Origin of the sequence: Rhodohalobacter sp. 8-1 (assembly GCF_038150125.1) — a bacterium.
Taxonomy (GTDB): domain Bacteria; phylum Bacteroidota; class Rhodothermia; order Balneolales; family Balneolaceae; genus SW132.
The window spans coordinates 239,010-263,957 of sequence record NZ_JBBVMF010000001.1 but is presented as its reverse complement, the minus strand read 5'-3'; the positions used below and the strand labels follow the sequence as shown (position 1 = coordinate 263,957).

19 protein-coding genes are annotated in these 24,948 nt (G+C 44.1%); 6 read left to right on the top strand and 13 right to left on the bottom strand.

Annotation, left to right across the window (positions count from 1 at the left end; all coding sequences use genetic code 11):
* Positions 1 to 12: 12 nt before the first annotated feature.
* Both purE and AABW11_RS01125 read right to left on the bottom strand, forming a co-directional pair.
* Positions 13 to 471 (bottom strand): 5-(carboxyamino)imidazole ribonucleotide mutase, encoded by a 459-nt coding sequence (gene purE / locus AABW11_RS01130; protein WP_445263729.1) that lies wholly within the window; start codon positions 469 to 471, stop codon positions 13 to 15.
* Between the two features lie 306 nt (positions 472 to 777).
* Positions 778 to 1,938, bottom strand: coding sequence for a 5-(carboxyamino)imidazole ribonucleotide synthase (locus tag AABW11_RS01125; RefSeq protein ID WP_340102655.1), 1,161 nt, complete (start codon positions 1,936 to 1,938; stop codon positions 778 to 780).
* 152 nt (positions 1,939 to 2,090) lie between these two features.
* On the opposite strand from AABW11_RS01125, the gene prfA reads away from it, so the two are divergent.
* The 3 genes from prfA (at position 2,091) to nfo (ending at position 4,738) form a co-directional block, all read left to right on the top strand.
* Positions 2,091 to 3,170 (top strand): peptide chain release factor 1, encoded by a 1,080-nt coding sequence (prfA, locus tag AABW11_RS01120; RefSeq protein ID WP_340102654.1) that lies wholly within the window; start codon positions 2,091 to 2,093, stop codon positions 3,168 to 3,170.
* Between the two features lie 73 nt (positions 3,171 to 3,243).
* Positions 3,244 to 3,855 (top strand): inorganic pyrophosphatase, encoded by a 612-nt coding sequence (locus AABW11_RS01115; protein WP_340102653.1) that lies wholly within the window; start codon positions 3,244 to 3,246, stop codon positions 3,853 to 3,855.
* Positions 3,856 to 3,892: 37 nt separating this feature from the next.
* A complete protein-coding gene (gene nfo / locus AABW11_RS01110; RefSeq protein WP_340102652.1) occupies positions 3,893 to 4,738 on the top strand; it encodes a deoxyribonuclease IV in 846 nt (281 codons plus the stop codon).
* 64 nt (positions 4,739 to 4,802) lie between these two features.
* Here the strand turns inward: nfo and AABW11_RS01105 are convergent, their stop codons facing one another.
* Complete coding sequence (locus AABW11_RS01105) at positions 4,803 to 5,639, bottom strand: universal stress protein (RefSeq protein ID WP_340102651.1); 837 nt, start codon at positions 5,637 to 5,639, stop codon at positions 4,803 to 4,805.
* Between the two features lie 427 nt (positions 5,640 to 6,066).
* Here AABW11_RS01105 and polA point away from each other — a divergent pair, with 427 nt between their 5' ends.
* A complete protein-coding gene (polA, locus tag AABW11_RS01100; protein ID WP_340102650.1) occupies positions 6,067 to 8,799 on the top strand; it encodes a DNA polymerase I in 2,733 nt (910 codons plus the stop codon).
* Positions 8,800 to 8,984: 185 nt separating this feature from the next.
* Here the strand turns inward: polA and AABW11_RS01095 are convergent, their stop codons facing one another.
* From AABW11_RS01095 to AABW11_RS01070, 6 genes are all read right to left on the bottom strand, one after another.
* Positions 8,985 to 10,091: a DUF6588 family protein gene (locus AABW11_RS01095; RefSeq protein WP_340102649.1), complete on the bottom strand. Its 1,107-nt coding sequence runs from the start codon at positions 10,089 to 10,091 to the stop codon at positions 8,985 to 8,987.
* Between the two features lie 75 nt (positions 10,092 to 10,166).
* Positions 10,167 to 11,081, bottom strand: a complete 915-nt coding sequence (gene rsgA / locus AABW11_RS01090; RefSeq protein ID WP_340102648.1) for a ribosome small subunit-dependent GTPase A — start codon at positions 11,079 to 11,081, stop codon at positions 10,167 to 10,169.
* 103 nt (positions 11,082 to 11,184) lie between these two features.
* A complete protein-coding gene (gene lon / locus AABW11_RS01085; protein WP_340102647.1) occupies positions 11,185 to 13,725 on the bottom strand; it encodes an endopeptidase La in 2,541 nt (846 codons plus the stop codon).
* A gap of 151 nt (positions 13,726 to 13,876) precedes the next feature.
* Positions 13,877 to 15,403, bottom strand: a complete 1,527-nt coding sequence (locus AABW11_RS01080) for a DUF5723 family protein (RefSeq protein ID WP_340102646.1) — start codon at positions 15,401 to 15,403, stop codon at positions 13,877 to 13,879.
* A 255-nt stretch (positions 15,404 to 15,658) separates the two neighbouring features.
* Positions 15,659 to 17,950: an ATP-dependent helicase gene (locus AABW11_RS01075; protein ID WP_340102645.1), complete on the bottom strand. Its 2,292-nt coding sequence runs from the start codon at positions 17,948 to 17,950 to the stop codon at positions 15,659 to 15,661.
* Positions 17,951 to 18,078: 128 nt separating this feature from the next.
* Positions 18,079 to 19,395 (bottom strand): glycerate kinase type-2 family protein, encoded by a 1,317-nt coding sequence (locus AABW11_RS01070; RefSeq protein WP_340102644.1) that lies wholly within the window; start codon positions 19,393 to 19,395, stop codon positions 18,079 to 18,081.
* Between the two features lie 287 nt (positions 19,396 to 19,682).
* Between AABW11_RS01070 and AABW11_RS01065 the strand changes: the two genes are divergently transcribed.
* Positions 19,683 to 20,423: an SDR family NAD(P)-dependent oxidoreductase gene (locus tag AABW11_RS01065; protein ID WP_340102643.1), complete on the top strand. Its 741-nt coding sequence runs from the start codon at positions 19,683 to 19,685 to the stop codon at positions 20,421 to 20,423.
* A 58-nt stretch (positions 20,424 to 20,481) separates the two neighbouring features.
* Positions 20,482 to 21,201 (top strand): PIG-L deacetylase family protein, encoded by a 720-nt coding sequence (locus AABW11_RS01060; protein WP_340102642.1) that lies wholly within the window; start codon positions 20,482 to 20,484, stop codon positions 21,199 to 21,201.
* Between the two features lie 213 nt (positions 21,202 to 21,414).
* Here AABW11_RS01060 and AABW11_RS01055 read toward each other — a convergent pair whose 3' ends face one another.
* Genes AABW11_RS01055 through AABW11_RS01040 form a run of 4 tightly spaced genes read right to left on the bottom strand, consistent with a single transcriptional unit; the run spans position 21,415 to position 24,840 of the window.
* Positions 21,415 to 22,341: a mechanosensitive ion channel family protein gene (locus tag AABW11_RS01055; RefSeq protein WP_340102641.1), complete on the bottom strand. Its 927-nt coding sequence runs from the start codon at positions 22,339 to 22,341 to the stop codon at positions 21,415 to 21,417.
* A gap of 60 nt (positions 22,342 to 22,401) precedes the next feature.
* Positions 22,402 to 22,809 (bottom strand): VOC family protein, encoded by a 408-nt coding sequence (locus AABW11_RS01050; RefSeq protein ID WP_340102640.1) that lies wholly within the window; start codon positions 22,807 to 22,809, stop codon positions 22,402 to 22,404.
* Between the two features lie 38 nt (positions 22,810 to 22,847).
* On the bottom strand, positions 22,848 to 23,363 hold the full coding sequence (locus tag AABW11_RS01045; protein ID WP_340102639.1) for a DUF427 domain-containing protein: 516 nt from the start codon (positions 23,361 to 23,363) through the stop codon (positions 22,848 to 22,850).
* Between the two features lie 55 nt (positions 23,364 to 23,418).
* Positions 23,419 to 24,840, bottom strand: a complete 1,422-nt coding sequence (locus AABW11_RS01040) for an esterase/lipase family protein (RefSeq protein ID WP_340102638.1) — start codon at positions 24,838 to 24,840, stop codon at positions 23,419 to 23,421.
* Positions 24,841 to 24,948 lie beyond the last annotated feature (108 nt).

Genomic DNA, 24,948 nt, shown 5'->3' with positions numbered 1-24,948 from the left:
ATGACCTCAGGTTCAGGTAAGATTTTCGGTTTTTTTGAGTGACTCCTCAGCCATGGATGCATGATATTCCGCAAGTTTTGCAGTGATAGACTTATCTGAGGTAGACAAAATCCTGGCTGCCAACAGTCCTGCGTTTTTTGCCTTACCAATTGCTACCGTTGCAACCGGTACTCCATTTGGCATTTGAACAATAGAGTAGAGGCTGTCCACTCCGCCAAGGGCTGACGTTTTTACCGGTACGCCAATGACGGGAAGCGTGGTGTAGGCTGCCAGCATGCCGGGAAGATGAGCCGCTCCGCCGGCCCCTGCTATGATGACGCTTAAGCCTCGATCCCGGGCCTGTTTCCCGTATTGAGCCATCAGATCGGGTGTGCGGTGGGCGGAAACAACCTTTTTTTCATACGGAATATTAAAATGATCGAGTATGTCAGCAGCTTCTTTCATGGTTGACCAGTCGCTGTCGCTGCCCATGACAAGGCCAATGATAGGTTTTTTAGTCACGTGATTTTGTGGTTTGATTGTAAGTTATAAATAGGTTTTTGATCTAAACTGATTTTGTGACAATTATAAAATTTCAGTTAAAAATTGGGTAATGGATGATTTCTCCCCTCCTTTTGAAGGAGGGGCTGGGGGTGGTCAGACTAAGTCTTTTCTAAATTTATGATTATGATATCGAATAATAGGTACTTCAACCACCCCTTAATCCCCTCCTTGAGAAGGAGGGGAAATTTCCTTGACAAACGGTGAATTACATCTTATACCATACTACTGTAAAGTTTAAATCTGAATATTCAGCGTGGCTTTAATTGCTTTTTCATAAAGTTCATCCTGGTCGTCACCAAGCAATGTATAATGTGCCATTTTTCGGCCCGGTTTGCTGTCACTCTTGCCATAAATATGAAGGTGTCCGTTATGTTGTTTCATAGCGTCCTCAGCAAAATCAACTCTTGCGGTGCGTTTATGAGTTCCCAGTAGGTTGATCATCACAACAGAAGGTTTGATAAGATCAGTAGCGCCAAGTGGTAAACCTGTCACTGCCCGAACGTGGTTTTCAAACTGCGAGGTGATGCAGCCTTCAATAGAGTAGTGTCCCGAATTATGCGGCCGCGGGGCGGTCTCGTTCAATAAAATCTGGCCATCGGTCGTCAGGAAAAATTCGAAAGCAAAAATACCTACGCCGTTAATGGATTCCACGGCCAGTTTGGCAAGGCGCTGTGCTTCTTTGGCAAGTACCGGATTGATCTGTGCCGGGGCTTTTACAGCCACGCAAATGTGATCTTCCTGAACGGTTTCCACACAGGGATACACCACCGTGTCGCCATTTTTTGATCGGGCCACCTGCACGGCAAGTTCATGCGTGAAATCGACAAACGATTCCGCTAAAATGTCACGTCCGTCAGAGCCGCCGAGCTCGTCAAACGCTGCCTGTGCATCACCGGCTTTTTTTACAGTCCTGTTTCCATAGCCATCGTAACCGCCTTTCGAGGATTTCAGCATCACCGGCCAGCCGTGGTCATTAGCAAATGATTCGATATCGTTTGGTGAACGCACAATTCGGCTTGGCGTGACCGGAATGCCCGCATCCTCAAAGGTGATTTTTTCAATCTCCTTGTTTTCGATCAGCTCAAACGTTTCGGGCGATGGATAGATGGGGGTCCCGGTTCGTTCGCGTAACTCAAACAGTACTGAGGAATCTATAAACTCATTTTCAAGAGTAATGACGTCGCAGCTATTCGCAAAGTCAATCATCGAATCGGTGTCGTCAAAACTGCCTTTGTAGATGGATGGCGTCATGCATTCGAGAGGCTCCGTTTCGCTCCGGTCGGAAAAAGAGGCAATCTGCATACCGTAACGAAATGCTTGGATAGCGGACATCCGCGCGAGTTGTCCGGCGCCTAAAAAACCAAGTGTGAATCCTTTTTCTAAACTTTGTTGCATCGACTTAGAATCGTTATTTGTTGGAAAAATTTGATATCAATAAACACTCTGAAGGTACAAAACTATCATCTAAATTTGATGTTGGATTCGATTCATATCAAGCCAAAAAAATCGATATATTTAAAACTGCAAAAGATTACAGATTTTATACCATGGATTTAGAAGCAAAGTTAGAACAGATTCGCGAACGCTACGACGAGATCAACCAGGCGATGGCGGATCCATCTATTTACGACCGTCCGCAAGAGTATACCGAGCTTACCAAAGAGCACACGCAGCTCAAGGAATTAGTCGAAGATTTTGAGCGCTGGAGAGAAATCAACCATCAGATTGAAGGCAACGCAGAGCTGATGGAAATGGATGATGATCCTGAAATTACCGAAATGGCTCGCCAGGAAACCCAGGAGCTGAAAGCTGAACTTGAAGACCTGGAAAAGCAGATCAAATACAAACTGATTCCCAAAGATCCCGACGATTCAAAGAACTGTATCGTGGAAATACGGTCGGGAACCGGGGGTGATGAAGCCGCTATTTTTGCCGGTGACCTGTTTGATATGTACCGGCGTTATGCAGACAGCCAGAAATGGAAGCTGGACTTGCTCTCCGTTCAGCAGGGCGATATGGGCGGTTACAAAGAAATTGTATTTGAGCTTAGCGGAAGCGAAGTGTTTGGAAAAATGAAATACGAAAGCGGCGTTCATCGCGTGCAGCGAGTCCCTGATACCGAATCGCAAGGGCGGGTTCACACATCAGCCGCCACCGTCGCAGTTCTGCCGGAGATTGAAGAGGTTGGAGAGGTTAATCTGGATATGAGCGACATACGGGTTGACACGTTTCGGTCGAGCGGAGCGGGTGGCCAGCACGTTAACAAAACGGATTCAGCAATTCGCCTCACGCATGAGCCTTCTGGCATAGTAGTAGAGTGCCAGCAGGAGCGGTCACAGCATCAAAATAAAGACAAAGCCCTGACAATGCTGCGGTCGAAAATTTATGAAATTGAGCAGGAGAAGATCCGTGCTGAACGTGCTGCAGAGCGTAAAAGCCAGGTGTCATCGGGTGACAGAAGTGCAAAAATTCGAACCTATAATTATCCGCAGGGGCGCCTCACAGATCACAGAATAAATTTGACACTTTACAACCTCGATGACATCATGAAAGGTGACATCGGCGATGTTATTGAAGCGCTTCGGGTTCAGGATAATCTGGAAAGACTGAACGCCATTATGAATTAAAAAAAGCATTTCGCTGAAGCAGGACTTTCTGTAATACAACAGGATAAATAACTAACCAAAAAAACTTAGAACATTGAATTTTCCCAATCCTTTTTACCGATGGCGTCCCCATCCCTGGCACGGACTTGAAGTTGGCGTTGACGTACCAAATGTCGTGAACGCATTTGTTGAAATAACCTCATTTGACACGATTAAATACGAAGTTGATAAGAAAACGGGCTACATGCGCGTTGATCGTCCTCAACGAAGCTCGTCACTTCCTCCATCACTCTATGGATTTATACCAAGGACCTATTGTGGTGACCGCGTGGGTGGCCTGTCAACTCAGACAAATATTGGAGATGGTGATCCCCTGGATATCTGCGTATTAAGTGAACGCCCGATTGACCGTTCAGAAGTAATTCTTTCGGCCCGTGTTGTAGGTGGTCTTCATATGATTGATGAAGGTGAGGCAGATGATAAAATCATATCTGTACTTAGCAACGATCAGTACTACAAAGATGTGAATGATATCGGGGATCTGCCTGAAATTATTATCGAACGGTTACGCCACTATTTTGGAACCTACAAAATGATTCCGGGCCAGAAACTGGACGTTAACGTTGAGCGGGTGTATGACAAAGAGGAAGCATTTAAAGTAATCCAGGCCGCGATGGAAGATTACGACGATATGTTTGGAAATTAACTCACCAAAGAAAACTCATTTTTAAAGATAATTCAGCATGAAATATATAGGTGCGCATGTGAGTGCAGCAGGCGGGGTGGAAAATGCCCCGCTGCGAGCTCACGAAATTGGAGCTACAGGGTTTGCTCTGTTTACGAAAAATCAGCGGCAATGGAATTCAAAACCCCTGACCGATGAGAACATACTGGGATTCAAAGAGGCGTGCGAAATCCACGGCTTTTCGATGGATGCCATTATTCCCCACGACAGTTACCTGATCAACCTTGGACACCCGGAAACTGCTAAGCTCAAGAAATCACGGGACGCATTTTTGATTGAACTTCAGCGTTGTGAACAGCTTGGCATTCAGAAGATTAATTTTCATCCGGGTAGTCACCTTAGTAAAATATCTGAGAAAGAATGCCTGGCAAGAAATGCTGAATCCATAAATATAGCGCTGGATCAAACCGAGTTTGTGAAAGCCGTGATTGAAAATACAGCAGGGCAGGGAACCAACATGGGGTTCCGGTTTGAACATCTGGCTGAAATGATTGAGCAGGTGGATCAAAAAGAGAGGGTTGGCGTTTGTATTGATACCGCTCATGCTTTTGCCGCCGGATATGATATTTCAACCAAAGAAGGTTTTTTAGAGACGTTTGAAAGTTTTGGCGAGATCGTCGGGTTTGATAAGCTGATGGCTATGCATCTGAATGACTCGAAAAAAGAGTGCGGGACTAATGTGGATCGTCATGATAGTCTCGGTGATGGGTTCATCGGCTGGACACCTTTCGAGATGATCATGAAAGACGACCGGTTTAATGGTATTCCGCTAATCCTGGAAACTCCAAATACTGACCGATGGTCAGAAGAGATTGAAAAGTTGAAGACAATAGAGAAAGGGTAGTTAGTTACTATTTTTTTTATTTCGAGAAGACCTCCAAGGTTCCCAAAACCTTGGAGGTCTGTGTTCAAACATCAGCGGGCAACATCAAAAGTGGGACAGATGCCATTTGAGCGATACTCTTGACAGTGCTGTTTGATAAAAACCATTCCCAGAATTTATTCTTATAGCGGGTCATTACAAGTACGGTATGATTGTCTTTTCCAATGTAGTCAGTGATGCCCTCTGTAAATGACGGGCCTTGATGAACAATGACTTCTGCCGCTGAATTATTGGTGATTTTTTTAATCTTCTTATTGAATCGTGCTAATTTTTCAGTCTCAATTTCATGTACATTCTTTGCAATATGAATCAGCTTGAGGCTTACGCCAATATCAAGGCAAAATTCGCGCATTTTTTTAATGTAATTGATATCCGGTTTTCTCATATCAGTGGCAAACAGCATGGTTTTCAATTCCCTGTAATCAATATGTTTTGAAATGGCCAGAACGGGGATCTCGCTGGTCATGAGGAGGTTGTTTGTTATGCTGCCATAGAGTACTTTCTTGAAATCTGCCTCACCGCCAAGGCCGATCACAATCATGTCGTGGTCGTGTTCCCGGGCAACCTGTCGTGTGGTGGAAAGTACCTTGCCTGTTTTTACGACCCCCTTCATTTTTATGATCCGGAATTCATCAACTTTGTGAAGATCCCGAATGATATCTGATAGCTTTTCTTCTTGTTCCTGTTTTTGAGCATTAAGGATTTCCTGCACCCGGGACGGAAAGTCATATGGTTCCTCAATCACATTCAAAAAGTGAACCTCACCGCCGGTATGGCTGGCGATTTCGCAGGCATAGCGAATGGCAATTTTTGACTTTTTTGAAAAGTCTGTTGGCACTACAATAGAACTGGCGAATTGCACGGCTAAATATTTTTGACTGTTATTTACTATTACTAACCCAAGTTCAATTCTAATATGCTGTAAATTATGTTCCACTCCTGTGTGAGTGTGAGGAGGGGCGAGGGTAGTAGACACAAGAGTTTGAGTCATAAATTTTGATCAAACTCCGATTAAACTACCACTTCCCTTAGAACCTTTAAGTGATCATATTTTACATATTAAAATTACATATTAAAAAATGAAGTCAGATTACTACAAATGGACTCTCATCAGATCACGATAATTGAATATACAAAAGATGTGGCAGCGGGGCACCGAATTTACAATTGCTCAATTTAACCGCAGGGAGATTTTTTTGGGCTATATCTCTGTTGTATCTTTTACAGTTATACCTTTGGATACAATATTTGGTATCAAATCATAGTTTAAAATCCGACAAATCATATACATGGCGAAGAAAAAACTTTATCTCCTCGATGGAATGGCGCTCGCCTACAGGGCTCATTTCGCATTTATAAATAGCAGGCTAAAAAACTCCGAGGGGATCGCTACCGGCCCTATACTAGGTTTTGCTAATACGCTCGTAAAACTGCTTGAGGAAGAAGAACCTACCCACATTGCCGTGGCCTGGGACACGCACGCACCAACCTTCAGGCATGAGCTTGATGAAGAGTATAAAGCAAACCGCCCGCCGCAGCCTGACGAACTCCGTGTTGGGATTCCGCTGATTAAAGAGATGATTGAACAGTTTGGGATTCAGAACATTCAAAAAGATGGTTATGAGGCAGATGATATTATCGGGACCATTGCCTACGATGCACACGAAGATCATGTAGAGGCTTACCTGGTAACGCCCGATAAAGATTTTATGCAGCTGGTGAGAGATCATGTGGTAATGGTGAAGCCGGATAATCAAAATGGCGGCTTTAACATCATCGACCCGGAGGGAGTAAAAGACTATTTTGGTGTATACCCGGACAAGGTTATTGATGTTCTTGCTATGATAGGCGATACATCAGACAATATTCCGGGTGTTCCGGGAATCGGGAAAAAAGGGGCGCCAAAGCTTGTTAAGAAGTATGGATCGCTCGAAGAGGCGATTGAAGCAGCTCCGGATATGAAAGCAAAACGAGCGCGTGAAGGCCTGACGAACAACAAAGAACAGGCGCTGCATGCAAAGGATATGGTGACGATTAAAACAGATGTGCCTGACGTGGTACATTGGGAAACACTCGGCTGGGATGGCCCAAACAAAAAAGAGCTGGGCCTGTTTTTTAAGCGCATGGAGTTCAAAACACTGACACGAAAATATCTCGGCGAAGAACCCGGCGGACAGGGAACACTGTTTGGCGGTGAGGATAACAGAGGTCCGGAGACACTTGATGAAGCGGCAGTTAATTATTCCACTGCAGTAACAGAAGTAGAAATTAAAAATGTCGTCAAGCAGCTCAAAGAGGCGAAAGAGCTTTCATTTGATACGGAAACCGATAGCAAAGATCCGATCGTGGCAAACCTGGTGGGGCTTTCATTATCTGCCAAGGCCGGAGTGGCGTTTTATATTCCTATTAATGTTGATGGCGCGCTCCCTGAAAAAGAGGTCCTTGAGCTTGTAGAACCACTTCTGACAAACCCGAAAAGCTTAAAAATAGCTCAAAATTTTAAATACGACTATCTGGTGCTTTTGCGGGCCGGCCTGAAAGTGGAAGGGCCGGTTTTTGATACAATGGTTGCGGGTTACTTGCTGGATGCGTCACAGAAAATTGGAATGAATGCACTGGCAAAAACCTACCTTAATTACGAACCGGTTTCCATTGAAACGCTGATTGGCAAAGGTAAGTCTCAGAAGTCTATGGATGAGCTGCCATACGATGAGATTGCAGATTATGCCTGTGAAGATGCAGACGTGACTTACCAGCTCTGGAACGTGCTGAAAGATAAGCTGGATGAGGACGAGCTGACCAAAATCGCTAAAGACCTGGAATTTCCTCTGATTCGCGTGCTGGCTCATATGGAAAAAAAGGGCGTGTCTGTTGATGTGGAGATGCTCGAGCAGTTTTCGGAAGAGCTGACAAAAGACCTTGAAGAACTTGAGAAGGAAATATTTGAGATTTCAGGTGAAGAATTCAATTTGAATTCTCCCAAGCAGCTGGGTGAAGTTCTCTTTGATAAGCTGGACCTTCCGGCTGGAAAGAAAACAAAAACCGGGCAGTATTCCACAAATGAGTCAGTACTCACAAAGCTGGCGGTTGAATATGAAATACCGGCTATGGTGCTGGATTATCGCAGTCTGAGTAAGCTTCGTTCAACCTATGTTGATGCACTCCCCAAACTGGTGAACGAGGAGAGCGGACGAATTCATACCGAACTGAATCAAACGGTAGCGGCTACCGGCCGGTTATCATCATCCAATCCTAATCTTCAGAATATTCCTATCCGAACCAAACGGGGCCGGGAAATTAGGAAGGCGTTTGTACCGGCTGATGGGTTTAAAATACTTGCGGCTGACTATTCTCAGGTTGAGCTTCGGGTCATAGCCTCAATCAGTGGTGATGAGAATATGACCCAGGCGTTTAAGAATGGTGAGGATATTCACTCCCGAACAGCCAAGGAAGTTTTTGGCCTGGAATCGATAGAGGATGTGACGTCAGATCAGCGCAGAAAGGCGAAAGAAGTAAACTTCGGTATTCCTTACGGCGTGAGCGCCTATGGACTTGCAAGCCGGCTTGGCATCAGTAATGAAGAAGGAAAGGAGATGATTGACCAGTATTTTGAACGGTTTCCTGGCATTCAAACCTATATAGACGACACAGTAAAAAAAGCCAAAGATAACGGCTACGTAACGACCCTGCTGGGCCGGCGACGGTATATTCCCGACATCAATTCACGAAACTGGAATGTTCGTGGATTCGCGGAACGAACTGCCATTAACATGCCGATCCAGGGAACGGCCGCAGATATCATTAAGCTTGCGATGATTCAGATTGATGATTTTCTTGGCAATTCAGATCTTAAATCCAGAATGTTGCTGCAGGTGCATGATGAATTAATATTTGAAATCCACGAGGATGAAATCAATGAACTGCCCGAGAAATTGAAGGGTATGATGGAAAACGCCTACACGCTGGATGTGCCCCTTGATGTGGAAATTGGCTTGGCGGATAACTGGCTTGATGCTCATTAATCAGGTTTTGGAAATTCCCTCTTTAATAGGTAGATGGGTACCCCAGAGGAAATCATCTGAACGTTGATTTTCCTTTCCACTCCAGGGGAGATTTACATTCATCTATTATCATTTAGAATCCATAAAAATAAAAAAGTCCCGCTGTTGCCGGGACTTTTTTTGTAAAAATAGTTTAGTGAATTTGCTTATCTGAAGCTCAAACCAACGCCTACATTTGCCACCGGGTAATCCGAAAGGGTATAAGATCCTGAAACGGCGATAAAACCTAACCTGATTCTGAATCCGGCTAATGCATGAACAGAATTACTTCCATCTACTGAAATACTGATAGGATCAACTATGGCTTCAACAGCTTTTGGCTCAGGCCGTGTGGATGGGTTATACTCTTCATTTGGAACTGTGACGGGATACGAACCACTGGCGGAAACATCGGTCGTTGAGCTTTGAAATCCTACGCCGGCAAAGACGCTGAGAATGGGCAGTGATTTACCGACAAGAAGATTGGTAGTGAAACCTGAAGACTCAAGGGCAACTTCCTGGTTTTCCCATTCAGTCGGATCGTACGGATTGTATATATCGGTACCGCTTTCGGGCTGTACATTGGTCTGGACGTCAAAATTGAATTTTGTATAGCCGAATTGTATTGAGAGGTCAACAGGCAGCAGTGCGCCACCGGGAATCCACTGATTCAGTCCGTGTTTTGCACCAAAACCAAAGAGGCTCACTTGTCCGTCAACTTCCGGAGTACTTAGTGTTGGCACCAGCCGGAGAGAAATATCTGTATCTTTGATAAGCCCGACAGTAGCCTGAACCATAGGAGAGGGGGCATAGCTAAAACCTGTTCCATCAGGCAGTTCAAATGAAAAAAGTTCTTCCTGCTGACCGGTTCCCGGATGTGTATACATTCTTCCAATTACCGCCCTGTTTTCACTTTCACCGGAAATAGTGGGCGTGAAATCGACATTATTCAGAACTTCAATTTCCTGGAATTGATCGTTTAGCACGCCAATATTAAAAAAGTCGTCTGAAGACGGAATGACGGCAAATGCGGCATTCACGCGAATATCAAACCCAAGTGTTTTATACGGTCTGGCTGAGTTGTTCCACCCGGTATTTAAATTGGCACCAAAACCGTTAGTATACGGCTTCAGGTAGTTTTCAAGAAGAAGATTGGAGTCCTCAACGCCACTTCTTAAAAGCTCACCCACATCATTAACCTGGGCAGTCGCATTTCCAAAGGTTAACAACAGGGATAGGATAATTGCGGGAACTGAAAGTAATTTTTTCATCATGAATTGATTTATGATTGGTTTCTCTTGTGCTTATCGGTATGGTTCTTGAAAATGTTAAGAATAACTAAAAAAGGTTCAAGAATCGAGCCCCTCAAGCATATTCAGGTACGAATGGTATCTCTCAGGGTCTATCTCGCCTCGTTCAAATGCATCAACAACACCGCACTTTGGTTCATGATTATGCGTGCAGTTGTTAAACTTACAGTATTGTCTCGGTTCTCTCATCTCCGGAAAGAACAGTGAAAGTTCATAGGGTTCAATATTCACAAGGCCGAATTCTTTGATTCCGGGCGTGTCGACTATGAATCCACCGTAATCCAACTCAAGAAGCCGTGCATAGGTTGTGGTGTGTTTTCCTTTTTCAGAATAAGATGATATGTCTCCAACCGAAAGGTCAATTCCGGGCGCGAGGCTGTTTATGAGGCTTGTTTTGCCTACTCCTGAGTGACCAACCAAAACCGATGTTTTGTCTTTTGTTTCCTCTCTGAGCTGTTTAATCGTGTCCGGCTTTTCGATTGATGTTTGTAGTACCGGGTACCCGATTGAGGTGTACGTATCCGTTATTGAGTCGAGTTCTGCGCGGTTTGATTCATTCAACAGGTCCGTTTTGTTGATGATAACCCCAGCCGGAATTTCGTAGGCTTCACACGCAACAAGAAACCGGTCGATGAATCCGCGTTTTACAGTCGGCATTTTTATCGACTGGACCACCCATCCGCGATCAATATTGGCGACAAGAATTTGCTCGTCTCTACCGCTGCGAGTGGCTTTCCTTGGAATGTAATTTTTTCGGTCGTGGATCTCGTCGATCATTCCTTTTCCATCGTCACCTACAGTGAGGTCCACCTGATCGCCCACGGCAATTGGGTTAGTATCACCGATATCCAGGAGTCTGAATCGACCCGGAATCCGGCAGTCGACAACGTCACCGTTAACGGAGACTTTATACCATTTGCCCATTGACTGTATGACTTTGCCTGTTTTTCCCATAGAGGTTTAAAATAAGAGATTTTTTCTGAATTATTTATCAAAAAAAAGCCGGTCTGCTTATACAGACCGGCTTTGTAGTAAAGCTGTATGTTAGAATCCTGTGTTAATCCATAACGGCTATTTCCTTACGGGCGTCATTTTTTGTAACGCTGCCATCTGAATCTTTTTTCTGATGCTCAGGTACGTGGAAAAAGTCAGCCGGATTTGTCTCCGGTTCATCTTCCAGCACAATATCAAGCAGTGGATCCATTCGCTCTAAGTATTCTACTTGCAGATCGCCCATGATATCTTCTTCGATCTCATCAACGTCTTTTTCGTTTTTCTTCGGTAGTATCACTTTTTCAATACCGGCTCTTTTCGCAGCGAGAACTTTCTCTTTAATTCCTCCTACTGGAAGAACAAGACCACGCAGCGTGATTTCTCCTGTCATCGCCAGTGTTCCTTTTACTTTACGCTGGGTAAAGATTGAGGCTACGGCCGACAACAGGGAGATACCGGCAGAGGGTCCATCTTTGGGCACGGCTCCCTGGGGAACGTGAATATGCAGATCCCAGTGGTCAAATGCCTCTTTTGGAATACCAAGTTCCTGGTATCGGGCTCGAAGGTAGCTGATGGCAAGCATCGCAGACTCCTTCATTACATCACCAAGCTGACCGGTGATATGAAGTTTACCGCTTCCGCGTGACACACTCGCTTCAATAAAGAGGATATCGCCGCCGTACTGTGTCCAGGCGAGGCCTGTTGACACGCCGGGAACAGTTGTCCGTTCGGCTGCATCGGAGAAAAATTTCCGTTTACCGAGAGCCTCTTCAACGTCTTTCACGCCAATGCTCATCTTCTCAATTTCGTCACTCGCGATCTTCGCAGCAACATTCCGACAGACCGATCCGATCTGACGTTCAAGGTTACGAACGCCGGATTCACGGGTATACTGATTGATAATACGCTCAATAGCAGCTTTAGAAATTTTAATCTGCTTCTTGCTAAGTCCGTTTTCCTCAATCTGTTTTGGAATGAGATACTTCCGGGCTATTTCTACTTTTTCTTCCTGCGTGTAACCGCTGATATTGATAATCTCCATTCGATCGCGCAGCGGAGCCGGTATGGTATCCAGTGAGTTAGCTGTCGCTATGAACATCACTTTTGAGAGATCATATTCAAGCTCAAGATAATTATCTATGAACGAATCGTTCTGTTCAGGGTCGAGCACCTCAAGCAGGGCAGAGGTTGGGTCTCCGCGGTAGTCGGCTCCCACTTTATCAATCTCATCGAGCATCATCACGGGATTTCCTTTCCCTGCTTTCTTGATAGATCGCAGTATACGGCCCGGAAGAGCTCCAATATATGTTCGCCGGTGACCTCTGATTTCGGCTTCATCATGTATTCCGCCAAGGCTGAACCGTTCAAATTCCCGGTTTAAGGCGCGCGCTATTGATTTACCAAGTGACGTTTTACCGACTCCCGGAGGGCCGTAAAAGCAGAGTATAGGCGCTTTCATGTCCTTCTTAAGCTTCAGTACCGCCAAATATTCAATAATTCTCTTTTTGACCTTCTCAAGGCCGTAGTGGTCCTCATCGAGGATTTTACGGGCACGCTTGAGGTCTAGTTTATCTTTTGATGTTTCTCCCCACGGCAGGTCAAGAATCCACTCGATATAGCTGTGAATAATTCCGTAGTTCGGAGATGAATTCGGCGTCATTTCAAGACGTTGCAGTTCTTTCTCGACAGTTTCGCGGGCATCATCAGATAATCCCTTTTTATTCTTAAGGCGTTTCTGGAGCTTAGAGATATCCTGTTGCTCGCTGTCTTCACCAAGAGCCTCCTGGATTGCCTTCATCTGCTGGCGGAGATAGAAATCCCGCTGCTGATCGTCAATATCAGATTTTACCTTGGTACGGATCTCTTCGCTTAAGTTGAGTACCTGGAGTTCCTTATTCAGGTGTTCCATAACCGTATCGAGGCGCTCGGAAAATTTACGGACCTCAAGAATTTCCTGCTTCGCAGTCAGGTCGACCTGTAGATTGGAGGAAATAAAGTTCAGCAGAAAAGAGGGACTGGATATATTGTTGATCGCAATCGACGCTTCTGATGGAATATTTGGAGAAAGATTGACAATCTTGCTTGCCGTTTCCTTCACGCTTCGGATTGAAGCATCGAGTTCTACGCCTGAAATATCCATTTCCTGGCGGAATGCTTCAACATCCGCACGGAAAAATGGTTTCTCCTGCGTGATTTCCTTTACTTCAAAAATACTTTTTCCCTGGATAACGATGCTCTTGCTGCCGTCGGGCATTTTGATGAGCTTCAGGATCTGAGCAACAGTACCCATCTTGTAGAGGTCATCCTTGGTGGGATTCTCAACAGATTCATCCTTTTGAGCAACAACGCCTATGATTTTGTCGTTTTCATACGCTTCTTTTACAAGCTCAAGAGAACGATCTCTTCCAACCGTTATCGGGACAACAACGCCTGGAAATAATACAGTGTTTTTTAGTGGCAGCAGGGGAAGGTTATCAGGAATTTCTGATTCTGTTAATCGCTTTTCTTCCTCCTCGCTCATGAGTGGAATCGCCTGTTCGAAATCATCGAATCCGTCGTTCTGCTCACTAAAAGAGTCTTCAAATTTAAATCGTGGTTCAAACATATATAAAATCTTTATAATCAGTTTTTTTTTGTAATTACTCGCAAAGAGAAAGCCAAAAATAGTGTTGCCCCCATAACGTCAGATCTCGGGAAGTGGTTCTGCCAATTTGTGGTATTAAAGCCGGATGCTGACAGTTGGGCAGAATCGATACTTATGGAATATAGAATTTTACTGCCACAGCTGAGGCAGCTACCGGTTCTAGCGTGGGGCCGGCAGATGTGCTTCTGAACTGAACTGCGGCATTTATATCAAAATATTTGGTTTCAATACCGGCTCCGAAACTATAGTATCCCGGAAGATCTGTTGCAAGTCGTGTACCTGCTCTTAATGGTAAGAAGGCTAAAGGGCGTATTTCAGTTCCAATGTATGTTGTTAATTTAGTAGAGTGAAATGCATTATCTGTAAGTCCGAGACGAAAATCACCCATCATTTTAATTCGGTTGACCTGAAACAGTAGGCCAGTTTGAAGAGATGTGGGCAAAAGTGACTGATACGATTCCCGATCCGCGGAGACTATTGACCTGAGGGGATGATTTCGATTTCCGACATCATCAAGAAAACTAAAGTCTTGTAGTAGTGCACCTGAGTAATATTGTTCAGTTAGCTGGCCGGGGTCGGCATCGTCAGACTCTAAGTTGTTGCCCTCAGCTCTGAACGGGTCTTCAAATACGTGAAGCATCCCTAAATCAGTTATCGAAATACTGAGACGCAGTGATTTTTCCGTCGGTTCTTCACCTCTCCGAATCAACGAGAGATCATCACCAAATGTAAAAAGATAGGTTACACCAAGGTCAATTGCAGCGCCAACACCGGTGGGTGATGCAAGATCATTCAATTTGGTTATGGGGCCAATGTCTTGAATTGGATGCCCGCCTGTAGTTAGTCGTTCAGCATATCGGGAAAACAGTCCGCTGCTCTCAAATTCATACGATGCTTCACGTGACCAGGGTGCCGATGATTCATCCCGTGAATAAATATCAGTAAGCCGGGTTGAGTACCCGGGCCCGGCAATGACGACTTTTGGTGCTACGCCGATAATAAATTTTGATATTCTGGGGATGAGACCGCTCAAAAATGAAAACGACTCGCTGTAGCCAAAAGAGACTTCATGCAGAGTTTGATAGCGATGAGTCAGCGACCTATTGATAGTTTCAAATCCATCAGCTTCTACCGGCTGCAAATCATAAAATCCACGTCCCACGCTGTAGCGGCTGCTTTGCCGCGTGCGAACGGCAAACGCGTAACTTTTTTCATCTCCAAACCATTTAATCCCCAGCCAGTTAATGACTGATCCGGACTGCATCTGTCGAAGGTCTCTGTTGTTATTGTAATATCGGTTGAGCAGTTGCTGGCGTTCGTCGCCGCTAAAGATATTGGAACCGGTAGCCGGAGTCTGTAGCGTTTCACCGAAAAGGCGTATGCGTTCCCGGCCATCATTTATCCTGAGAGGTGTATCGAAGTAAGCGCCGCTTTCGCCAATCGTTACCTGGAGCTTATAATTCTTTTCACGAAGATGAAGGTTTGCAGGATTGGTAAACAGGGCCTCATAATCGGTGATATAAGAGGTGCCTCCGCCACCTAGCCCCATGCTTACAGGGTTATACGATATTTGTGATGAGGCGATAGCCGGCAATAAGTTGGCCAGTGCCACGAACGTTAAAAAAACAGCTTTTTTCAATGGATCGAATGATTATATCTACAAAGTGGATAAGTGCATTGGATGTACCGTATATATCGGCAGATGTTTCTGGAAAATACGGAAACCGTTTAGTTTGGTGTAACCCCAATCCTGTCAGGGTTTAAGCATGAAAAACTTGTTATACAATCAAGGTTACAAAAACCTGACAGGAATTGTTTTCGACTACTTACCAATGACACTGCATTAAGCTGGCCGCGATACTATCATCGGACCAGAACCGACGGTTTCTAATACCTAAAGCACTTTTAATTTGGCAGCCCGGAGCATTAATGTCTTTTGGCCTCTCTGTTTAAAAAATACAACAACTTTAGAATCTTTTCCTGATCCGGTTCGCTGCAGGATTTTTCCCGGTCCAAATGTGGGATGCATGACAGTTGTTCCTGCCTGGTAGGGGTCATCGTCGTACTGAGTTTCAAAGTCAAGACCGCTGTTTGAGGGTTTCTTGCTCTGCTTAGGTTTTTTCCAGTCATACTCTACCATCGTATCACTGCTTTCCTCAGGCTCATGAGAGGTAAACCTGTCTTTTTTCTGCTTGATGGTTGCCCCGGTTTCTGTGCGAACAACGCCGGGATCTACCTCGTCCAAAAAGCGGGAACGCATTTGCCTGGTTTCCTCTCCAAAACGGCTTCGCATTTTACAATGGCTGAAAAAGAGCCGTTTTTCAGCACGCGTGATAGCCACGTAAAACAGGCGACGCTCCTCCTCAAAATCGGCCTCTTCACCGTCCCGGCCACCCATGGGAAACAGTTTCTCTTCGAGACCAACGATAAATACTGCCGGAAATTCCAGCCCTTTTGAGGCGTGGACGGTCATCATAGTAACAGCCGGTTTATCTTCATCATACTTATCTGTATTTGTGATGAGGCTGATCTCTTGTAAAAACTTACTCAGTGTAGGTTTTGAATTATGCTGCTCGTAGTAAGAGATGGCGTTTTGAAGTTCAAGAATGTTATCGCGTCGTGTGAGGGCCTGCGCACTGTTTTCCTCAATTAATGCCTTCATATATCCGCTTGCCTCCAGCATTTTTTTCGCTGTATCGAGCAGCGATGCTCCCGATTCCAGGTCAGACCGGAGGGTATGAATCATGGCTACAAATGACTCAATCCGCTTGATGGCAGGTTTATAAAGATCCGAATCGTGAACATTTTGAATGATAGACCAAACCGAGCGTTTTTGATTCCTGGATTTTTCCAGCAGATCGTTCAGCGTCTTTTTTCCAATGCCCCGGCTCGGTTCATTGATAATACGCAGCAGGGCCTGTTCATCATCTGGGTTGATTAAGAGCGTGAGGTACGCCAGCACATCTTTAATCTCCTTTCGCTGATAAAACGATAATCCACCCACAATTTGATAGGCAATTCCTTTTCGTCGAAATGCTTCCTCAAATACCCGGCTTTGATAGTTGGTCCGGTAGAGAATAGCAATATCATTATTTGATAGTCCTTCCCGCATTTTCAGGTTTTGAATATGCTGAACCACCCGGTTGGCCTCATCCCGCTCATCAAAATTATCGAGCACTGTTATAGGATAGCCGTTATCTTTTTCCGTCCACAATGTTTTGTCAAGCTGCTTACTGTTGTTTTTTATGATGGAATCAGCACACTGTAAAATATACTTAGTTGAGCGGTAGTTCTGCTCAAGCGGTATCTGCTGGGCCCCTTCGTAATCGCTCTTGAAGTTGAGAATATTTGAGATATCAGCTCCGCGAAAAGAGTAAATGCTTTGGGCGTCATCGCCAACCACGCAGATATTCTGATACTTGCTCGCCAGCATTTTGGTCATTTTGTACTGCGCGTGGTTCGTATCCTGGTACTCATCAATGAGAATATATTTGAAACGATCCTGGTACTTCTCAAGAATATCGGGGTGTTTTTCAAACAGCTCTATCGGTTTGATCAGCAGATCATCAAAATCCATAGCATTTGCCTGCCTCAGTCGCACATCATACACTTCAAATACGCGGGCCGTAATATCATCAAGCGTACTGTTGATAAACCTGGTTTTGTAGGCATTTGGTGTGATGAGCTGATTTTTTGCATCACTGATTTTTCGCTGAATAGTACGCGGACGAATTTCACGCGGATCGTAATTTAGTTCTCCGAGAATCAGTTTAATAGCCGATTCAGAATCAGCGGTGTCATAAATTGAAAAATTGGAATCGAACCCGATGTGTTCTGCTTCAAATCGCAAAATCTTCGAAAAAATAGAGTGAAACGTGCCCATCCAGAGTTTTTTTGCACGATCACCAATCAGGGTTTTAATTCGACCCTGCATCTCACGGGCTGCTTTATTGGTAAATGTAAGCGCAAGTATTTCCTGGGGAACAGCTTTATGCTGTTGAAGTAGATATGCGATTCGTAAAGTCAGCACACGGGTCTTCCCACTTCCGGCTCCGGCTATAATTAAGAGCGGCCCGTGCGTGTGTGTGACAGCTTTTTTTTGTTGTGGATTTAATCCCTTAAGAAAGTTTACCGGCGTTGAATTTGAACTTGATTCTGAATTTGGCTGAAGTGTAAACTGTTTCATATACGCGTCTTTCTGTAAAAATCTTGCAACTGAGGTTTAGCTTCCAAAGTTACAAATTTTCTGTTGCAATCATTGGGATTTCAAGCCGGGAAAATTCAATGCGGTAAAAAAGCTAAATAATCAGCTTTTCAACCTATCAATACGATATGCAGATCCATTAAATTATTGCCCGTGGGTCCCGGTTTGATATGTCCCCCGGCTTTTTTAAAGAAATGATAGCTGTCGTTATTATCGAGATACTGTTTAGGATTTATGTCTGACTCCAGGGCCATTCGGTACGTTTCATTTGTAACCACCGCACCAGCCACATCGGTCGGACCATCAATTCCGTCCGTTCCGGCACTTAAAAACGCGAGATCTCGATCAATATTCTGCAGAGACACCGCCATTCTAAGGGCCAGTTCCTGGTTTCGTCCGCCCAGGCCATCACCTGTCACCTGTACAGTTGGTTCACCGAAGCTGATGATTGCCTTTTGCCCGTCATTATCTTTAATCAGGTCTCGTATCTGCGTCAGAAGCGATTGCTCCAATTGATTCATCGGGCCTGAAACCGCCTTATCATTAAGAGTAACATCAAATCCCATCTCCTTCGCTATATCGGCTGCTTTGCTGGCCATAGTAGATGCAGAGGCAATTATGAAAGAGGAGTGGCGATCAATTTCTTTTGTATTACGGTATGTCTTCATTTTCATCTCCTTATCCATTTCCGAGGCGAGAAACTGACGAGCTGCGTGTGGAATTGAATTGTAGAGCTTATACTGCTTCAGTATCTGGAAAGCTTCTGTGGCAGAGATTTCCTGTGCAATTGACGGACCGCTTCCGATCATGCCAATTTCATCGTCAGTGATGTCGCTGATCATCAAATCAACCACCTGTTTACCTTTCAGATGTTGCAGAATTTGTCCGCCTTTTACCGCTGAAAATACTTTTCGGACAGAATTTATTTCGTGTATATCGGCACCTGATTCTATCAGAAGCGAGTAGATGTCCCGGATCTCTTCAATTTCGAGATTGCCGGCCGGCAGGCAAAAAAGAGACGATGTGCCGCCGGAAATAAGATTTATAACGAAAGAGTTTTTCGGGATTTTTTTTATAAAAGAGACAAGCTCATAAGAAGAGGAAATGCTCTCTTTGTCAGGCAGTGGATGTGAGCCCACAAACACCTGTATCTTAGAGTCGCCCTCAAATGCGTCCGGTGAAATTACAATTCCATCTTTGATACGGCCGTGCAGGATGGATTCAATTCCAAGCGCCATAGAAACTGACGCTTTACCGGCACCAATCACATAAATAGGCTGGTCTTTATGAATGTTAAAGTGCTTTCCCTCAACCGTCAGTTCGCCTGAATCTTCGTTCCATTGCACAGTTTCAGGCATAATTTTGGAGGGATCGACATGAGTCAGCGTTTGATTAAAAATTTCAGTCGCTTGTTCCGTTAATTGCATCTGTCTCTGGGTATTATATGGTTTCAAATCCAATGGTTTGTATACTTACGCATACCATGAATGTAGTATTGTTCACCGATACAATACAAACAAGAGTCATCATAGTGAAGTTTATCTCATTGGTGTGTTAAGATAATTATTTTATGCTCCCGTAACCCAGCGGGATCATGAACCGTTTTGATATAAAGTCAGTATTACCTTTGATACTCTCTCAAAGCTTACAAATCTTGGTTTAGCACATTATGCTGATTACATTACCTCGACTTTTTCAATCAAACACGAGGTAAATGTCAGAAACCAAAACAGTATTGCTTACAGGTTGTACAAGAGGAATAGGACTTGAGATCGCCAGCTTATGTCTTCGCAAAGGGTGGCGTGTCATAGGAACGGCCAGGAAATCAAGCTTTCCTGAAAATTTGAAGAGCTCAGACTTATTTCAGGGCATTCATGCTGATCTTGAAGATATCCCCTCATTAAAATCATCGATTTATAACCTGATAAGTGAACATCAGCCCGATGTTTTGGTCAATAATGCAGGAATATTTATAGATTCTGATTTTGAATCTGATGATGACTCATGGTTGAATACCTGGGATAAAACGATGACTGTAAATCTCAAATCAGCCGCACTTTTGAGTAAATGGTTTTTACAGATGCACCTGCAACATGAGACTAAAGGAATAATTATTAACATTGCATCGAGAGCTTCATATCGGGGAGATACACAGGAATACGCTGCCTATGCCGCATCAAAAGCAGGAATGGTTGCCCTTACTAAAAGTATGGCGCGCGATTTTAGTAAGCGCGGAGTTGTGGCCTATTCCATCGCGCCGGGATTTATTGAGACCGATATGGCAAAAGATGCCGTTGAAACCCTCGGAAAAGATTATATCACACGAGATTCTGTCTTTGAAGACATCACGCAACCTAATGAGGTTGCTGAAATGGTAGCCTTTTTGGCGTCCGGAAATGTGCCGCATGCAACCGGCCAAACATTTCATGTGAATGGCGGGTCGTATATGATATGATTTTATCCAGCTCACTACTTCGATAGCTTTCTTTGAAATTTCTAAAATTATATTCTTTATGAACATTCTCTATATTTTTCCTCATCCCGATGATGAATCATTTGGTCCTGCACCCGCTATCAGTGCCCAGTTACGTCAGGGCCACAACGTGTATCTGCTCACGCTAACAAAAGGCGAAGCCACAAAACAGCGATTCAGGCTGGGTGTTGATAAAGACGAAATGGGACGAATCCGCCATGAAGAGATGAAATGCGTTGAAAAGACGCTGGGTCTATCCGGCATGACCGTACTTGACTTGCCCGACGGTGAGCTTAAACATCTCGATCCGCGTACAATCGAAGATGAGATTGAGAAAGAGATTAAATCTATTCAGCCACACGTCATTATTACATACGCTGTTCACGGTGTAAGCGGATTTCATGACCACCTGGTGAGCCATGCCGTGGTCAAGAACCTGTTTTGCAGGATGAAACGGCGCAAAGATAAATACCCCATACGGCTGGCGTTTTTCACGCGGATGGGAGAAACCTACACGGATGGTAAGTTCAGATTATCTGCTTCAGCTGACAGTGAAATTGCATACGTTGAAACCTGTAGTGAGAAAGACATGGAAGCATTTCACAATGCACTGGATTGCTACGAAACCTATCAGCAGGTTATAGAAGACAGCCATGTTAAAGAACTGACGTCAAACAAAGTTCCGTTTGAGATTTTTGGTGAAACCTTTGACCAGCCTCTCAAAAGTATTGTTGACCAGCTGCCCAAAGGCGATGCCTGATTTCATACTAACATGTGATAAATAAGAAAATATTTGATGACATTAATGTCATGTCAATTCTAATTTGGCGCATAAAGAATTGACAGCATTCCCGGTGCTTTTCCGTCCCGAACCCTCGGGATGTCAGCGTCAAAAACCAACGCTGTCAGATCCGGTAGGTGCTGACAGGTTGCTTACGACATTTCATCATCAATAACACATGTTTCAGCCGCGTTATGATTCGGATCCTTCCGACGCAGATCTTGAATTTGCCGCTTTCAGCATACCATCCAGTTTTTCGCCGCCGCGGATACCAAAGTCGAGCGTACGAATTGGAAATGGAATCATGATATCGTTTTCGTCAAAGGCTTGGGAAATCGCAATTATTGCCTCACTTCGGGCACTCCAAAAATCAGGATTCGTAGCAAATGCCACCCAGAAGCGGATTTTAAAATTGATGGAGCTGCTGCCAAATTCATCAAAGTAGAATTCTATACCTCTATCAGACATAACAGGGTCTAATTTGTCCACGGCATTGGTTGCTACTTGCCGGGCTTTTTCGAGGTCATCACCATATGAAACACCGCAGGATAGGTCAATTCGTCGTTCACCGGTGGAAGTGAAATTTTCGAGTGGATTCTCAAATACCTTCTTATTCGGAATATATACAACCTGGCCGGTAACGGTTCGAAGAATTGTATTTCTTAGATTCAGTTTTGTAACAGTTCCGTAGTAATCGTTTGTTGAAATTATATCACCTATTCCAAATGGGTGGCGAACGGATAAGATCACTCCTGATATGAAGTTTGATGCGATATCCTGAAATGCAAAACCAAGAGCAAGACCAATAATACCGGCACCTGCAAGAAGGGACGTTACGGCTCCATCAAGCTGAAGGATACTTAATGCAATAAAAACACCAATACCAATAATTGAGATGCTTATGACTGTTTCAAGCAGTTGTGAGATTGTTTTATTAGCTGAAACCCTGCCAAGTAAATTAGAGACCGCTTTTCTGGCGTATTTGCCAATTACATAAAAAATGATCAGAACCAGAAGGGCAACCACCAGGTTTGGCAGCATCTCAATAAAACCGGTTATCCATGTCTCTACTTTTCCGGTAATTATTCCGTAAGCATCATTAATTTGTGAAGTATCCATTAAGCTAAGTTTATTAAAAATAAGGCCGTCAATGTACTAATAATGAATCTAAACCTCATTTCATTTCCACATATTTGTGGTTATCACCTCAAGGCTGTTACCGGCGGGATCACGAAAATAAAATGACCGGCTTTGGTTAGGCCACGAGATTTCAGATTCAATCGTGATATTTTTCGCTTCTATAGACTCTTTTACTGTGTCAAAGTTTGCCGGATCAACAGAAAAGGCAATGTGAACCGACCCGTCTGCACCATGAAGAGGAACGGGGTTACCATCTACATCCGTCTGTTTATTACGAGTGTGCTCAGGATTGAATACCAGCAACATACTTTCGCCGCATTTAAAAAAGACGTGCCGGTTCTCTTCTTTCATCACCACTTTAAGGTTTAAAACTTTTTTATAAAACTGTTCTGCTTCTTCAAGGTCGGTCGCATAAAGACATGTTTCAGCAATTCCGTTTAGTATCATGGTTAGATCAATAAAAAACCGATTATTATTTGTTTAAGCTACCATCCGCCGGACCCTGGTTCACCTTTAACCGGCCCCACTATTTCCGGGGTCATCCAGCCGCCGTAGAATGAACCTGGCTGAGGTTTAACGCGTATATCATCAACATAACAATCAACTTTTGCAGGATAAAACGAAAAATAACCCGCAATTGACCTGAAGGCAGGATTTGGATCTTCATATAACCAAGCCGCATTTTCAAGGACCCGGCCGTTTATTTCAATATTCCAGTAGGTGGCGCTTCCTTTCCATTCGCAGAATGAGCTGCCTGATGATTCCTTAAGATATGATGTGTTCACGTCAGTCGGAGGAAGATAAAATGTGGGGGGACTGGCGGTTTCCAGCACACGGATAGACTTTTCCGTTTGGGCAATCAATTGCCCCATCCATCGTACCTCAACTTTCCTGTCATCGGGGACAGTGGATGGCGGCCTTGGATAATCCCAGACCGATTCTTCTCCGTCGCCGGGTTCCTTGGCGAAATCTGGTCGCGTTTCACCATTATATTTCCACATAAGTTCACTCCATTTTAAAGTTGACAGGTTACATACTTAATTAACAGCAGCCGTGCTAAGCAGGTTCTTCACCAATTCGGACATACTTGGTTTTTCTATCTACACTAAATTCTAACAGTGTAGTCGTGTTTTCATAAAAGAGCGATGGTACCTTTTGTGCTGACTCTTTTTCGTCGCTGCGATAGATAACGATGTTCTGTAGAGAATCCACATCATAAAAGATTCCCTTATCAATTTCCGGGATATATATTTTCATGATAAGTACAAACTCTCCGAGCTGGTCCCGCGTTTCTTCCATCAGTAAGTCCATTTCATGAAGATTAACCAAGAGTCGCCTATAGCTGGCATCTTTTATATGGGTGTGAATTTGGCTAAGCAAAAGCTTCTGAAATTGATCTGAATAATGCTTTTCAAGATTGTTAAAGTAAGACTGATTCGACACCGTTTGCTCGCTTGCTTTTTCGGTTTTATACACTTCAAACTCAAATGTAAAGTCCCTTACAGGTTCACCGTGGTCATCCAGCCCGTGAATCAGAAACTGCTGATATTTACTAAACCGTTTTGCGTCTTTTGTGCTGTAATTCTGATAGGTCTCGTCGGTTTTTTGCTTAAGTTGTATTTTAAACTCTCCAAACTCTTCAGCGCTGTTAATTTTTAAAGCATTTACAGCAATTTTAATTATCTGAGCATTATCGTCCTCAAAACTGCTTACAATTGAGCCGTGATCCAGATCCGGTAGCACTCCAAAGCAAAAATCATCAGCAGTTTTCATCTCTTTCCATTCGTAAGGCATATCGACATTGGAAAAGTTTAGCTTTAGTTTGACGGAGTTCAGGGGTGCTCCTGAAATTACAATTGTGCCATCGGTGCCCGGTTTGTTAACCCATCCCCTTAATCCGGAATAATCTTCAATTCCGGTAAGAATAGTCAGCTGTATTTGATCTCTGTTATAATAAGAACTGTTACCATTGAAAATATCATGGTGTGCAAGCTGCCATTGATACGGGCTGGCAAGTTCAAGGCCATCAAGTAACTTCCGGCCAACTTCAAGCAGATCACCAACCTTCCAGCGGCCCTTTACAAGCCTGCCAAGGAACGACTTGCCCCGGTGTGCCAGGGGAGAGCCAAAATTTGCAGGGGCAAGCATAAGGATCCGTTTTACCGGGCATTCCTCCATACGGTGAGAGTAGTAGTGCCAGATCCAGTGGCGAATTACAAGCCCACCTGTGGAGTGAACCACGATGTTTAAATCAGCTACTTTTTTACCGTCTGGCTCAATCAGACCTTTTTCTTTCATTTGATCGTTGAGCCCGTCAACTACATCATTAAACGTGATGTTATCTTCCCTGGATTGATAATCACCATATAGAATTGTGTCGACATCCCCGATTCCATTTTTCTGTAACTGCTTCTTTAAAGCCACAAATGAACTTGAGCAGTCACTCCATCCATGTATAATTAATGTAAACTCACTCATACCAGTTTTCCAATCTAAATTAGCTTTATAAATTCATATATACTTAAATAGATGGAATAATGGAAGAATTAAAAATGTGTATCCAGAAATGACCTATGAAACATCTAA

Excerpts from the sequence above, each read along its gene's own strand:
- purE (WP_445263729.1), bottom strand. The coding sequence starts at position 471 with ATGGGCAGCGACAGCGACTGGTCAACCATGAAAGAAGCTGCTGACATA.
- AABW11_RS01125 (WP_340102655.1), bottom strand. The coding sequence starts at position 1,938 with ATGCAACAAAGTTTAGAAAAAGGATTCACACTTGGTTTTTTAGGCGCC.
- prfA (WP_340102654.1), top strand. The coding sequence starts at position 2,091 with ATGGATTTAGAAGCAAAGTTAGAACAGATTCGCGAACGCTACGACGAG.
- nfo (WP_340102652.1), top strand. The coding sequence starts at position 3,893 with ATGAAATATATAGGTGCGCATGTGAGTGCAGCAGGCGGGGTGGAAAAT.
- polA (WP_340102650.1), top strand. The coding sequence starts at position 6,067 with ATGGCGAAGAAAAAACTTTATCTCCTCGATGGAATGGCGCTCGCCTAC.
- AABW11_RS01095 (WP_340102649.1), bottom strand. The coding sequence starts at position 10,091 with ATGATGAAAAAATTACTTTCAGTTCCCGCAATTATCCTATCCCTGTTG.
- rsgA (WP_340102648.1), bottom strand. The coding sequence starts at position 11,081 with ATGGGAAAAACAGGCAAAGTCATACAGTCAATGGGCAAATGGTATAAA.
- lon (WP_340102647.1), bottom strand. The coding sequence starts at position 13,725 with ATGTTTGAACCACGATTTAAATTTGAAGACTCTTTTAGTGAGCAGAAC.
- AABW11_RS01075 (WP_340102645.1), bottom strand. The coding sequence starts at position 17,950 with ATGAAACAGTTTACACTTCAGCCAAATTCAGAATCAAGTTCAAATTCA.
- AABW11_RS01070 (WP_340102644.1), bottom strand. The coding sequence starts at position 19,395 with ATGCAATTAACGGAACAAGCGACTGAAATTTTTAATCAAACGCTGACT.
- AABW11_RS01065 (WP_340102643.1), top strand. The coding sequence starts at position 19,683 with ATGTCAGAAACCAAAACAGTATTGCTTACAGGTTGTACAAGAGGAATA.
- AABW11_RS01060 (WP_340102642.1), top strand. The coding sequence starts at position 20,482 with ATGAACATTCTCTATATTTTTCCTCATCCCGATGATGAATCATTTGGT.
- AABW11_RS01055 (WP_340102641.1), bottom strand. The coding sequence starts at position 22,341 with ATGGATACTTCACAAATTAATGATGCTTACGGAATAATTACCGGAAAA.
- AABW11_RS01050 (WP_340102640.1), bottom strand. The coding sequence starts at position 22,809 with ATGATACTAAACGGAATTGCTGAAACATGTCTTTATGCGACCGACCTT.
- AABW11_RS01045 (WP_340102639.1), bottom strand. The coding sequence starts at position 23,363 with ATGTGGAAATATAATGGTGAAACGCGACCAGATTTCGCCAAGGAACCC.
- AABW11_RS01040 (WP_340102638.1), bottom strand. The coding sequence starts at position 24,840 with ATGAGTGAGTTTACATTAATTATACATGGATGGAGTGACTGCTCAAGT.